The sequence below is a fragment of the Natronorubrum sp. A-ect3 genome (assembly GCF_041821125.1).
GTDB classification, from domain to species: Archaea; Halobacteriota; Halobacteria; order Halobacteriales; family Natrialbaceae; genus Natronorubrum; species Natronorubrum bangense.
Genome location: NZ_JBGUBB010000002.1, coordinates 672,677 through 684,959, shown reverse-complemented (window position 1 = coordinate 684,959; position 12,283 = coordinate 672,677). Strand labels below are relative to the sequence as shown.

Genomic DNA, 12,283 nt, shown 5'->3' with positions numbered 1-12,283 from the left:
CTTAAACTCTCGAGTTGTCGGCGATCCGTCGAGTCACGCTCTTAGAGCCACCCAGTTTGGTGTGAACCGCGAACAGTGTTCTTTTGTCGAATGCAGAGCCGTCATCGCATCAACCAGCGAAAGAGATATATACTATGGGTGCTTACTTTGGGTTAGTCGAAACATGACTCTCGAACAATTCACTACAGAAGCAGGGCAGGTTGCCCGCCAGTATGAGTACGACGAGTGCTCGGTGCTGGCCGTTGACTTCGGGGTCGCCGAGACGGATGCCACCGTCGACCTTGTCGACGATACGGTTATCGTCGTCGTCGATCGCGCGGAACGACGTTCCGCTGACCGTTCAGGCGGCTCGTTCCCCGAAGACGGCCAATACGAGATTAATCTTCCCGATGGCGTGGATGACGCACACACGTTTATGAAAAACGGCGTCCTGACTGTCGAGATGGAGGGCGATCTATGAAACTTACCGTCAAACCACTGAAACAGAAGGACGCAGGGCGTGGACTGGCCGCGATCGACCGCGTCTCGATGCGCGAGCTCGACCTCGAGAACGGCGATTACATCGTCATCAAGGGGAAAGGTGACAACCAGTCGGTCGCCCGCGTCTGGCCCGGCTATCCCGAAGACGAAGGTCGCGGGATCGTCCGGATCGACGGCCGCCTCCGACAGGAGGCTGACGTCGGGATCGACGACCGTGTCGAGATCGAAGCTGCGGACGTCAACCCCGCGAAATCGGTCACGGTCGCGCTCCCACAGAATCTCCGCATTCGCGGCGATATCGGGCCGCTCGTGCGCGACAAACTCAGCGGGCAGGCCGTCACCGAAGGCCAGACGGTACCGTTCTCGCTCTCGTTCGGTCCGATGGCCAGCTCCGGCCAGTCGGTGCCACTGAAGATCGCGAACAGTTCGCCCTCGGGCACGGTCGTCATCACGGACTCGACGAACATCGAGATCTCCGAGACGCCGGCCGAACAGGTCAGCGCCGGCTCGGGTGCGTCCCCGGAAGGCGTCCCGGACGTCACCTACGAGGATATCGGTGGCTTAGACGACGAGCTCGATCAGGTCCGCGAGATGATCGAGCTGCCGATGCGCCACCCCGAGCTGTTCCAACAGCTTGGTATCGAACCACCAAAGGGCGTCCTCCTGCACGGCCCACCGGGTACCGGGAAGACCCTCATGGCGAAAGCGGTCGCCAACGAGATCGACGCCCACTTCGAGACGATCTCCGGCCCGGAGATCATGTCGAAGTACTACGGCGAAAGCGAGGAGAAACTCCGCGAGGTGTTCGAGGAGGCTGAAGAGAACGCCCCCTCGATCGTCTTCATCGACGAACTCGACTCGATCGCCGCAAAGCGCGAAGAAGCCGGCGGTGACGTCGAACGCCGTGTCGTCGCCCAGCTGCTCAGCCTGATGGACGGCCTCGAGGAACGGGGTCGTGTAACCGTCATCGCGGCGACCAACCGTGTCGACGACATCGACCCCGCGCTCCGGCGTGGTGGTCGGTTCGATCGCGAGATCGAAATCGGCGTCCCGGACAAGGAAGGCCGCAAGGAGATCCTGCAGGTCCACACCCGCGGGATGCCCCTGACGGACTCGGTCGATCTGGAACACTACGCGTCCAACACCCACGGCTTCGTCGGCGCAGACCTCGAGTCGCTCGCTCGAGAGAGCGCGATGAACGCCTTGCGTCGCATCCGCCCGGAACTCGACCTCGAGTCCGAGGAGATCGACGCCGACGTCCTCGACCGACTGCAGGTCAACAAGCAGGACTTCAAGGAAGCGCTCAAGGGCATCCAGCCCTCGGCGATGCGGGAAGTCTTCGTCGAAGTTCCCGACGTCACCTGGAACGACGTCGGCGGGCTCGGCGACACCAAAGAACGGCTGCGCGAGACCATCCAGTGGCCACTCGACTACCCCGAGGTGTTCGAGGCCATGGACATGAACGCCGCCAAAGGCGTCATGATGTACGGTCCACCGGGGACCGGAAAGACGCTGCTCGCCAAGGCCGTCGCCAACGAGGCCGAATCGAACTTCATCTCGATCAAAGGCCCCGAACTGCTGAACAAGTACGTCGGCGAGTCCGAAAAAGGCGTCCGTGAGATCTTCGAGAAGGCGCGGTCGAACGCACCGACCGTGATCTTCTTCGACGAGATCGACTCGATCGCCGGCGAACGTGGCCAGCGACAGGGCGACTCCGGCGTCGGCGAACGCGTCGTCTCCCAGCTGCTGACCGAACTCGACGGCCTCGAGGAACTCGAGGATGTCGTCGTCATCGCCACCACGAACCGACCGGATCTGATCGACTCGGCCCTGCTCCGTCCCGGCCGACTGGACCGCCACGTCCACGTCCCCGTCCCCGACGAGGACGGCCGCAAGAAGATCTTCGAGGTCCACACCCGAAACAAACCGCTGGCCGATACGGTCGACCTCGAGCGGCTCGCAGGCAAGACGGAGGGCTACGTCGGTGCCGACATCGAAGCCGTCACCCGCGAGGCCTCGATGGCTGCCAGCCGCGAGTTCATCAACTCGGTCGAGCGCGAAGATATCGGTGACTCCGTCGGCAACGTCCGCATCAGCACGGACCACTTCGAACACGCACTCGAGGAAGTCGGACCGAGCGTGACCCCCGAGACGCGCGAGCAGTACGAGGAGCTCGAAGAGCAGTTCCAGCAGGCAGAACCGACCACGGAAAAAGACCAGCTCGGTCGCACCTTCCAGTAAGCAGCCACGTTGCTGACCCAACGCGGTGCCAGCGACAGTGGCGGGTGTTTTTTCACGGATTCGATGCAGCCAGCGGCTGTGCTAGTGAGTACGTTCGTCGTGCCACGCTGACTCAGCAGGCCGCGTCCTCGACTGAAACGGTCACTGTGACGGTCACGTCGCTCCCAGCGGGATGGGGGCCAGCGCACTCGAGGGCCGTGTCGTTGCCCTCGTTAGTTGGCGATGCTCATGTCGTATCGATCCCGGTTTCGTAGGTGGCCTCGTTATCGACGACCGCGAGGTATGCAGCCTCGCCAGCCTCGTTGCGGTCGACGATCGCGCCGTCGGTAATGAACGACTCACCGCCGTCGATCCGTGCCAGCACGACGGTTCGGTCGGCATCGGCGTCGACTGAAACGACTTCCCCCGGCGCCTCCTCGCGATTGAACGACGACCAGCTAAGACGCTGGCTGATGTCGTCGGTCGTGACCAACAGTGCGGGGTCGCAGCCGCGGTACTCCCCGACCGGCTCGCCGTTGACTGACTGGGCGTCGCGGGCGGCCATCGACGCGCAGGTCGACCCAGCAACAAAGACGCGTCCGTCGGCCGCCGAGACATCGCTGACACTGAAGGTGTTCGATTCGCCGTCGTCCTGTCTGGCCATCGTCAGCTGTGCCGACTCGACGTCGCCGCTTTCGGCGTCGAGGCGCGCGTGATACGCGATGTGTGCCGAAGCGGTGTCCCAGAGGTTGTTGTAGTGATCGACTCGTTCGACGATTTCGTCGCCCGCATAGCGCTCGCCGTCGTACCGGAAGATCGTCTTCGAACCGGCCGACTCACCGAGGACGAACAGCTCGCCGTCGACGTACTCGATCCCGTAGAGACGCGTGTCGGCGATGTTGTCCTCGAGGTTTCCCCCGTCGAAGCCAAAGCGCTGCCACCGAAACTCGCCGTCGAACGAGTAAGCAGTAGCGTAGGCAACCTGAACCGGGTTGCCGCCCGGCAGCGACTTGTTATCAAAACCGACCTGATAGATCGTGTCATCGTCGTCGTCGAGTTCGATGTCGGTGAGATAACTCCGTTCGACAGACTCGGTCGTGAGCGTCTCACCGTCCCGGTCGTACACCGTGTAGGTGTTGTTCTCAGCGACAGCGTAGCGCCCTCGTGCATCGACCGAAACGGCATCAGCAGCTCCGTCGATGGGGTCTCGGTGCGCGATCGTTTCTGGGTCGTCGAGATCGACGACGAAGACGTGCTCGTCTCCTCCGACGACTGCCCGATTTGCGGTCCGGTCGTAATCGACCGCATGAACCGGCTCGTCGAACTCGAGCGTTCCTTCTATCGCGGTGGCGTCAGCGGACACGTACATCAACGAGCCGACCGTTTCGTCCTCGTCGTTCGTTGCGACGAGTATTCGCCCGTCCGCCCCGAGGTGGACGGATTGCGGATCGATCGCCTCGTCGTCGAGGTACGTCCCGGCCTCGAGTTCGATGTTCGTCGTGTAGAACGGGCGATCGTCGAGGTTCAGTTCGTAGCGGAGAATTCGCTGGTCGATGTCCGTGTCCGTGTGATAGTCGTCGAAGTCCTGGACGGCGTAGACCGTCCCATCGACTACGACAGTCTCCCGGATTCGTAGCGCGGTGTTTTCGACGTCAATATCGGCGTCCAACGGCGGGAGGGTCCAGAGCCGGTGGTTCTCGATGGCGAGCGCTCCGAAGCGACCGCTAATACAGATCGCGCGGGCGCCACTATCGCCGGGGACGCACGATGGACCGTAGCCGGAACTCTCGTGGCGAAGCGACCACTCGCCGTCACCCTGGTACTCGTAGAACTGGGCGATCTGGGTCGTCGGAGCGCGTTCTTTGGCCAGGTACACCGTTCCATCCGCGCCGAGTCCCAGGGCACCGCTGTCCTCGTGTGCTGTCGACCAGAAGCCCCCCTCGTAAACGAAGATACCACTGTAGTTCGATTGATACCAGATTCGGCCATCGTCGTCGACCAGCAGGGAGACGTGCGGTTTGCCGTCGAGATCGTCGAATGGGAACTCGAGGTTTTCCCACTCCCCGTCAGAGACGTCAAAGCGGTAGAACTCGGGATCCGTGTCATCGCCGCCGCGTGCGATGAGTTGTCCGTCGCCGTACGCGATTCCCTTAACCCACTCATCGTCCTCACGGCGACAGCTGAGACACTCCCACTCGCCGTCGACGAGTTCGAACAGGTGCCAGTGTGAGACAACGAACACTCGGCCGTCGGCGACTACGACGTCGTCGATTCCGTAAGCGACCGGCCGGTCAGCGATGTGGACCCAGTTGTCGCCGTCCAGTTTGAACAGCCCGTCTGTTCCCGACCCACGAACCGTCAGATAGAGTGTCCCGTCGTGTGCGTCCATCCCGTGGACGTCGTAGGCATCGGGCAACCCGTCGTCGACGATCTCCCACTCGAAGTCGTCCGAGACGCCAGTCGTCGTCTCTCCGTTTCGTGCCAACACGTACACGCTGCCGAGGAGTCCCGCGGTCGCCGCCACACCCAGTGCCTGTAGTGCGGATCGGCGCCCGACTGTCGGCTGAGCGTTGGCCCGGTTTTCCTTCGACGGCGAATCCGGACCCTCGGGTGGTGATTGCCCGCCCATGTATTATCTCCGTAGCAGAGTGTCGTTCTTCCAGGACTGTAGGCACCTCGGTTACGCTCGAGCGACCGGTTTACCGTCCAAACAAAAAACGAAGGTCACTGCGATCGAACCGATTACGCGGTAACTGCTGGGAGGTCTTCGAGCACCGCTTCGGCGTGGCCCTCCGGCGTGACACCCTCGTAGACGGCCTCAATCAGGCCATCGGGGCCGACGACGTACGTGTTGCGGAAGACGCCGTCGAAGGTGTTCCCGAACAGCTGCTTCTCGCCGTAGGACTCATACAGCGTCGCGACCTCGCCGAGTTCGTCGGAAAGCAGATTGAACTCGAGGTCGTACTCGGCGGCGAAGGGCTCGAGATCCTCGACGGGGTCGTCGCTGATCCCGACGATGTGGGCGTCACGGTCGGCGAACTGCGAAAGGGCGTCGTTGAACGCACAGGCTTCGGTGGTACAGCCGTCCGTGTTCGCACGCGGATAGAAGTACAGAACGAGCCGCTGTCCCTCGAACGCAGACCGGCGGACAGCCTCGCCGTGTTGGTTTGGCAGTTCGAACTCGGGCGCCTCGTCGCCTACATCGAGCATGGCCGTGTGTTAGCGACTGCTATTGTATGTATTGTGATTTCGGCCGATCGAATCAGCAACTGGCTACTCGAGCGGTTCGGCTGCCTCTCGTTCGACAAGTGGGGTAGCGTTTTGGGCGGGCAGGGTGACGACATCGTCGGTCGAGAGGGTGTACTCGCGGTCGTCGACGCCGAGGATCGAGCCGATATCCTGCGTGATTCTGACAGTGACGCGATCGACGTCGTCACCGCCGTTCGTCTCATCAGTCGAACCAGCATCAGCGACAGCCTCGTCTGGTGGCGTCGAAGGCGGTTCGGCGGGCGCGTCGTCGATCGACGGCCCATCGCCGCCCATGACATCGGCAGGCGTGACACCACTCGAGCCACCCGACTCGAGACCTGCCTCGACGTCCAAACTGTCGGATTCGTCGGCAGGGATGTCACCCTGTGGGGGTTCCTGTGGTGGGGCCGGCGGTGTGTCGGCGGGCTCGCTGTCGGCCGATGGCGCCGTCTCGTCGCCAATGTCGGGTGCGTCGGGTTCGACGTGTGTCCCAGTGTCGACACCCTCGAGGACGTCGAGCACGCGGGATTTGTTCGAGCCGATACGGTCGACGAGGTCGTCGAAAAGGTCGGCCTCTTCGGCGGTCAGTCCCTCGTCGTTTGCGGCCATCCCGGCCGCGGCGAGGCTGGCCTGTTTGACGAGTTTCCCCATTCGGCGCTCGTAAATCGCCTCGACGACGTCTTTGGCGGTCTCGATCTCGTCAGTGAGACGACCGATCTCGGGTGAAGAAAACGGGTCATCGACCTGGTCGGCGACGCGCTCACGTTCGTCCTCTAACTCGGCGATGTACTCGCCGACCTCCTGGTAGAACGAGGGGCGAAGATTCTGGAGACTGTCTTTCTTTCGCTCCTTGCTCTGGACCGACCGCAACTCGTCTAGGTTCATTCTTTCTCCTTTTCAGCCCTGCCGCGTGCCATCAGGAACACGGCAACGTACTCTGGTAATGACTGGTCTCCCTCCGAGACCGTAAAGCTATCCCCACCGAGTTCGACCTCGCCGCCGTCGGTGACGTCGACCGTAATCTCGTGGCCACGGAACGTCTCCGGCACGGCGTCATCGAGTGGATCGAAGTCGGCGATCTCGTCGCGCTCGAGGCGCACCGTTTTGAGACCACTCCCGCCGTGAAGACTGCCCGGTAGCCGGATAAGCCGATTCGTGTCGGTGGTAACGGGTTCGTCGATCGGCGCGTTGTCTCGCTCGACCGCCCGCATCGCGAACCGTTCTGCCAACTGGGCGATCGCTGTATGGACAGTGACGTTGCCCGCCTCGAGTTGCTCGCGGTTGTTCCGAGCGGCGTTGAGTGTCGCCGTCGCCTTCCCCTCGCCGATGCCGTCGAACTCCTGGAGGCGCTCGAGCGCGTCCTCGTCGTCGAGTGCGAGGAGTTCGTCGAGAAATGCCATCAGGTGGGTATGCGTGCGTGCACCCCAGCCGCCTTCCGTTCTGAGCGTTCGGCGCTCGGTCGGCGTCTTCCGGCCCAGGCCGGCGACGGTTTCGGTTTCGATCAACGACTCGAACTCCAGTCCGATCCCACGAACGTAGTCGACGATCTCTCGGCGGTGTTCCCGTTCGAGATGCAAGACGTTCTCGTCGCGGACGTGGACGTGATACCCTCGGCCGCCCGAGAAGACGATCTCGAGGTCCTCGAAGCCGAAATCCTCCTCGAGGAACTCGAGGAGGCGACAAAGCGCGTCCTTACACTTGGCGAGCATCTCGCCGTAGGAGTCCTCGCCGAGGGTGACACTCGGCAGATGGTCGGCGTCGAGATCGAAGACGAGATCCGCGGACTGCCAGTCTTTTTCATGCATCGAACTCGCGCCGGGATCGCGAAACCGTCCCGCCGAGAAGTAGATGTGTTGTGGCCGTTTCCGGACGAGAAACTCCGAAATATCGCCTAACTCGAGCAGCGAACGGTGTCGGACCATCGTCGTCTCCGGACCTTCTGTCCAGGGAATAAACCCCCACTCGCGTTCGTTGGCCGCCGGAGGCGGCGTGATCTCTGTCCGCCGGTAATGATCACGAAATCGTCCCCGAAGATAGGCCCTCGTTCGCTCCTCCATGCACCTCGATTTCTCGTCGGCACGGCATTATAGGTGTGCCGAACTGCGGCGGCCAGAAGTCGCTCGTGTGTTGGGGAATAACAAGCGTCAGCGGCGAGGCCTACCGGCGCATCAGGTCCGAAATTTTGTCGGCGATCCCGACGTCGGAGCCGAGTTTCAGATAGTAGGCGTCGCCGTTGTCTTCGTAGTAGTCGTCGATACGTCGTTTGATCTCGAAGCCGAGATGCTCGTAAAACTGGAGGGCGTTTTCGTTGGTCGTCCGAGCGTGACACGTGATCGTGTCGTGGTCTTCGGCAACGCGGGCGACGAGTCGTTTGCCGATTCCTTCTCCCCGAAGATCGGGCGACACAGCCAGAAAGAGTATATAACCATCACGACGGACCGCAGCGAACCCTACCAGTTCACCCGCTCGAATATAACAGTGGACCTTGGATCGACGATACGCGTCAGTAAAAAAGTCGCGTCGCTGTTTGAGCACGCCTTCCCGACGATTGATCTCCTCTTTGAGGTGCCAGGCTTCTTCGACGAGGTCGTCGCTCCCCGGCGCGACGACCCGACTGTCGATGTTGACGCTCACTAGTACTGCGTAGTATCGTAGCCAATATAATTCCACCGGCAGCCGTCGATCCGGCCTGTCAAACGGAGCAAAAACCGACGAACATAGGATGCTCACAGTCGAACGGACACCCAGTACTTGTTATGACACGCAAACGAGGCCAGCGGTTCGAACTCCGCGAACACACGGCCGATATCGCCGTCGAAGCAGCCGGCGACTCACTCGAGGGCGTCTTCGCTGCAGTCGCCGACGGGCTTGGAGCCGCCTCGTGTGACGAGATTCCCGACGAGACCGGCGACCGGTTTTCGCTGTCGGTGACCGCGGAGAATCGTGAGGCGCTGCTGTTTGATTATCTGGACGAACTGATCTATCTGCGAGATGTTCGTGTCGAGCTCCCGGTCGACCACCGTGTCGAGGCGATCACCCACAGCGACGACGCCGACGACGCAGAGAGCTGGACGCTCGAGGCCAGCGCCCGCGGCGTCCCACTTGCCGACATCGACGCCCGTGAAGTGAAAGCCGTCACCTACTCCGAGATGCGACTCGAGCGTGTCGACGACGGATGGGAGGCGTACGTCGTCTTCGACGTCTGAGACGGTGTCTCGTCGGCTCACTGATCGAGTCCGCTGAGAGTCGTCGAGTACGTGTCGCCGAAGACGTGGTGTTCGGTCACGGAAACGCGACGGAGCAGGTCGTCGACGGTCGCCTCGACGCGATAGCCGGTCTGGGCGAGATCGTCGGAGCAGCCGGTGGGTGCGCTCGAGTCGTCCGCAGCGACGACGAGCAGATCCAGCCGCTCCTGTGACCCCTCGTAGGCGGCGTGTGCCAACTCGACTGTCCCACATTCGCTCGAGCCGTATTCAACCGTTCCGCGGGCCGTGACAGTGCCGTCGTCGACATGCACGTCCGGCCGGGCCGTAGCGTCGAATTCCGTCTCGACGAGTTCGAACGTCGTGTCCACGCTCGAGCCGACGACTGGAAGCCGACCGAGACAGCCGGCGGTGAGGCCAAGACTGCTTCCCGCGACGCTCGCAAGCAGCCCTCGTCTGTTCATAGATCCAACACAATCAGTGCGGACAAAGCCGTTCCGGTGACCGGAGACGATCGGTGTCGAGAGTCCCGTTCCTGGGGGTTCCGATTGCTTGGCGGGAGTCTCGATCGGCAGCGAGTGTGACTTGCGATGGTGCCGACAGAGACGAACATCTTTGGGCGTTCGGGGTGGAGTCGTTCGTATGAGCAACACGACGTTCGACGCTGACGGCATCACGCTCGAGAAAGTGCGTGAGTACGTCTGGGAAATCCCACAAGAGGGCGACATGCGCACCCCCGCTCGAGTGCTGGCGAGCGAAGCGCTCCTCGAGGAGATCAAAGAGGACAAGACACTCCAGCAGCTCAAGAACACGACGCATCTGCCGGGAATCACGAAACACGCGATCTGTATGCCCGACGGCCACCAGGGGTATGGCTTCCCGGTCGGCGGCGTCGGCGCACTCGACGCCGAAAACGGCTGTATTTCGCCGGGTGCGGTCGGCTATGACATCAACTGCGGAGTGAGAATGATGAAGACGAATCTCACGTACGACGACCTCCAGGGCCGCGAGGAGGAACTCGTCGACTCGCTGTTCGCGAACGTCCCCTCGGGGCTTGGCGGTGGCGGCATCGTCGAGTCCGGCGTCGACACCGTCGACGAAATTCTCGCCCGCGGCGTCGACTGGGCCCTCGAGAACGGCCACGCCGTCGAGGACGACCTGCGCCACTGTGAGGACGAAGGCCACCGGGCTGAGGCCGATCCCTCGAAGATCAGCCAGAAAGCGAAAGACCGCGGGAAAAACCAGATTGGCTCGCTTGGCTCGGGGAATCACTTCCTTGAAGTCCAGCGCGTGACCGACGTCTTCCACGACGAAGTGGGGTCGACCTACGGGCTCGAGGAAGACCAGATCGTCGTCTTGATTCACTGTGGCTCCCGCGGGCTGGGTCATCAGACGTGTAACGACTACCTGCGGAAGATCGAAAAACAGCATCAGGGGCTGTTGAATCAGCTGCCAGACAAGGAACTCGCGGCCGCGCCCGCGGGCTCACAGCTGGCCGAAGACTACTATGGAGCGATGAACGCGGCGATCAACTTCGCGTGGGTCAACCGACAGCTGATCATGCATCGCACGCGCGAGGTCTTCGAACGCGTCTTCGACCGCTCGTGGGAGGAGCTGGAGATGGACCTCCTGTACGACGTGGCTCACAACATCGCGAAAAAAGAGGTCCACGACGTCGGTGGAGAAGAACGCGAACTCTACGTCCACCGCAAAGGGGCAACGCGAGCGTTCCCCGCCGGCCACCCCGAAGTGCCGAAAGCCTACCGCGACGTCGGCCAGCCGATCATCATCCCCGGAAGCATGGGTGCGGGCAGCTATATCCTCCGCGGTGGCGAGAACTCGATGGAACTGACCTTCGGCTCGACCGCCCACGGCGCGGGACGACTGATGAGCCGAACCCAGGCGAAAAGCGAGTACTGGGGCGGCGACGTCCAGGACGAACTCGAGGCCCAGGACCAGATCTTCGTCAAAGCCCAGTCCGGCGCGACGGTCGCCGAAGAAGCACCAGGCGTCTACAAGGACGTCGACGAAGTAGTCCGGATCTCCGATGAACTCGGCATCGGCGACAAGGTCGCCCGGACGTTCCCTGTCTGTAACATCAAAGGCTAAGCGTCGGCCAGCGCCTCGAGCAGCATCTCCTCGAGTGGGTCTTTGGCGGCCTCGTTTTGGATGTTGAGCGCCGAACAGTCGATGAGTTGCTCGACGAGATTGATGCCAGCGGTCGTGTTCGTCGTGATCCCTGCCACGAGATCAGGCGAGTGTCCGAACGCCTCCTCGATGCCGACGACTGCGTAGGGGTCGGACGCACAGAGGACGGTGAACGCGACGTGATCCTCGAGCATGTCGACCACGGCGGCTCCGTTGTACGGCTCGAGCGGGCTGGCACCGACCTCGGCGACGATGACGTCTGACTCCTGCAGACGGCCGAGGACAGGGCGAACGGCGTCCCGGAAGGTTGCTTCGGGGACGACTGTCGTCGGCAGCCCCGCGTCGACGAAGTCGTAGATGGGGTCTGCACCCGCCACTTCCATCGACAACACGTCTTCGTAGGTCCCCGCCCCTGTCAGCTTGCAGGCAGCGACATCGTATCCGTTTTCGACGAGCACACGGGTGATCACCCGTCCAGTCATGGTCTTTCCAGCCGACATACTCGTTCCGAGGACGAGGACGACCGGCACTGCGGGCGTCGTCGATGGTGCCGTCAGGCCGTAGTCGGACATTCGAGCGACAGCATCGTCGATGACGACGTGGCCTTCGTACTCGAGTTCGACCGGTGTCTGAGTGAACGGTGAGGCAGAGGTAACTCGACCGAGAACGCCACCCCCGGTCAGGATATCTAACAGCCCATCGTCGCCGACATCCCGCCAGCCGCCGACCAACTCACGGGTCGCTCGACGAGTTCCAAGCGCGCCGACGACCGTCTCACCCTCCATCAGTTCGACACGTCTCCCGCGCGGATTCTCGATCCTGACGCCGGGAGCTGGCCGTTTGGTGACCCGACCGAACACGTACTCCCCAGTCTCCCACGCTGTCTTCGGACGGGACTGGATCTCGTACGACCGCTGCTCGAGGTCGGCGATTCGTGTCACGGAGGTGTGGACGTCTGCGTTCATAGCCATGGTGCTGTGAGT

The 12,283-nt window shown here is 62.3% G+C and carries 11 protein-coding genes; 4 read left to right on the top strand and 7 right to left on the bottom strand.

The features are described 5' to 3' along the window. Positions 1–163: 163 nt before the first annotated feature. Positions 164–460: an Hsp20/alpha crystallin family protein gene (locus ACERJA_RS10070; protein WP_006064341.1), complete on the top strand. Its 297-nt coding sequence runs from the start codon at positions 164–166 to the stop codon at positions 458–460. Beyond that, positions 457–2,721 (top strand): CDC48 family AAA ATPase, encoded by a 2,265-nt coding sequence (locus ACERJA_RS10065; RefSeq protein WP_373608049.1) that lies wholly within the window; start codon positions 457–459, stop codon positions 2,719–2,721. Before ACERJA_RS10070 ends, ACERJA_RS10065 begins: the two co-directional genes overlap by 4 nt. A 226-nt stretch (positions 2,722–2,947) precedes the next feature. Here ACERJA_RS10065 and ACERJA_RS10060 read toward each other — a convergent pair whose 3' ends face one another. From ACERJA_RS10060 to ACERJA_RS10040, 5 genes are all read right to left on the bottom strand, one after another. Continuing rightward, positions 2,948–5,329: a hypothetical protein gene (locus ACERJA_RS10060; protein ID WP_373608048.1), complete on the bottom strand. Its 2,382-nt coding sequence runs from the start codon at positions 5,327–5,329 to the stop codon at positions 2,948–2,950. Between the two features lie 113 nt (positions 5,330–5,442). Then, positions 5,443–5,910: a peroxiredoxin gene (locus ACERJA_RS10055; RefSeq protein ID WP_373608047.1), complete on the bottom strand. Its 468-nt coding sequence runs from the start codon at positions 5,908–5,910 to the stop codon at positions 5,443–5,445. A gap of 63 nt (positions 5,911–5,973) precedes the next feature. Further along, positions 5,974–6,834 carry a hypothetical protein gene (locus ACERJA_RS10050; RefSeq protein WP_006064337.1) on the bottom strand — a complete coding sequence of 287 codons (861 nt, stop codon included), beginning with the start codon at positions 6,832–6,834 and terminating at the stop codon, positions 5,974–5,976. Beyond that, positions 6,831–8,006, bottom strand: coding sequence for a DNA primase small subunit PriS (gene priS / locus ACERJA_RS10045; protein WP_373608046.1), 1,176 nt, complete (start codon positions 8,004–8,006; stop codon positions 6,831–6,833). Before priS ends, ACERJA_RS10050 begins: the two co-directional genes overlap by 4 nt. Positions 8,007–8,106: 100 nt before the next feature. Next, positions 8,107–8,583, bottom strand: coding sequence for an N-acetyltransferase (locus ACERJA_RS10040; protein WP_006064335.1), 477 nt, complete (start codon positions 8,581–8,583; stop codon positions 8,107–8,109). A gap of 122 nt (positions 8,584–8,705) precedes the next feature. Between ACERJA_RS10040 and ACERJA_RS10035 the strand changes: the two genes are divergently transcribed. Continuing rightward, positions 8,706–9,155 carry an archease gene (locus tag ACERJA_RS10035; protein WP_006064334.1) on the top strand — a complete coding sequence of 150 codons (450 nt, stop codon included), beginning with the start codon at positions 8,706–8,708 and terminating at the stop codon, positions 9,153–9,155. A 17-nt stretch (positions 9,156–9,172) separates the two neighbouring features. Here the strand turns inward: ACERJA_RS10035 and ACERJA_RS10030 are convergent, their stop codons facing one another. Continuing rightward, positions 9,173–9,616 (bottom strand): hypothetical protein, encoded by a 444-nt coding sequence (locus ACERJA_RS10030; protein WP_373608044.1) that lies wholly within the window; start codon positions 9,614–9,616, stop codon positions 9,173–9,175. Between the two features lie 178 nt (positions 9,617–9,794). Between ACERJA_RS10030 and ACERJA_RS10025 the strand changes: the two genes are divergently transcribed. Then, positions 9,795–11,261: an RtcB family protein gene (locus ACERJA_RS10025; protein WP_373608043.1), complete on the top strand. Its 1,467-nt coding sequence runs from the start codon at positions 9,795–9,797 to the stop codon at positions 11,259–11,261. Here ACERJA_RS10025 and ACERJA_RS10020 read toward each other — a convergent pair. Then, on the bottom strand, positions 11,258–12,265 hold the full coding sequence (locus ACERJA_RS10020; protein ID WP_373608042.1) for a hypothetical protein: 1,008 nt from the start codon (positions 12,263–12,265) through the stop codon (positions 11,258–11,260). The genes ACERJA_RS10025 and ACERJA_RS10020 overlap by 4 nt on opposite strands. Positions 12,266–12,283: the final 18 nt, after the last annotated feature.

Bases quoted from the DNA above. Each gene is read 5' to 3' on its own strand.
- ACERJA_RS10070 (WP_006064341.1), top strand. From the start codon at position 164: ATGACTCTCGAACAATTCACTACAGAAGCAGGGCAGGTTGCCCGCCAG.
- ACERJA_RS10065 (WP_373608049.1), top strand. From the start codon at position 457: ATGAAACTTACCGTCAAACCACTGAAACAGAAGGACGCAGGGCGTGGA.
- ACERJA_RS10060 (WP_373608048.1), bottom strand. From the start codon at position 5,329: ATGGGCGGGCAATCACCACCCGAGGGTCCGGATTCGCCGTCGAAGGAA.
- ACERJA_RS10055 (WP_373608047.1), bottom strand. From the start codon at position 5,910: ATGCTCGATGTAGGCGACGAGGCGCCCGAGTTCGAACTGCCAAACCAA.
- ACERJA_RS10050 (WP_006064337.1), bottom strand. From the start codon at position 6,834: ATGAACCTAGACGAGTTGCGGTCGGTCCAGAGCAAGGAGCGAAAGAAA.
- priS (WP_373608046.1), bottom strand. From the start codon at position 8,006: ATGGAGGAGCGAACGAGGGCCTATCTTCGGGGACGATTTCGTGATCAT.
- ACERJA_RS10035 (WP_006064334.1), top strand. From the start codon at position 8,706: ATGACACGCAAACGAGGCCAGCGGTTCGAACTCCGCGAACACACGGCC.
- ACERJA_RS10030 (WP_373608044.1), bottom strand. From the start codon at position 9,616: ATGAACAGACGAGGGCTGCTTGCGAGCGTCGCGGGAAGCAGTCTTGGC.
- ACERJA_RS10025 (WP_373608043.1), top strand. From the start codon at position 9,795: ATGAGCAACACGACGTTCGACGCTGACGGCATCACGCTCGAGAAAGTG.
- ACERJA_RS10020 (WP_373608042.1), bottom strand. From the start codon at position 12,265: ATGAACGCAGACGTCCACACCTCCGTGACACGAATCGCCGACCTCGAG.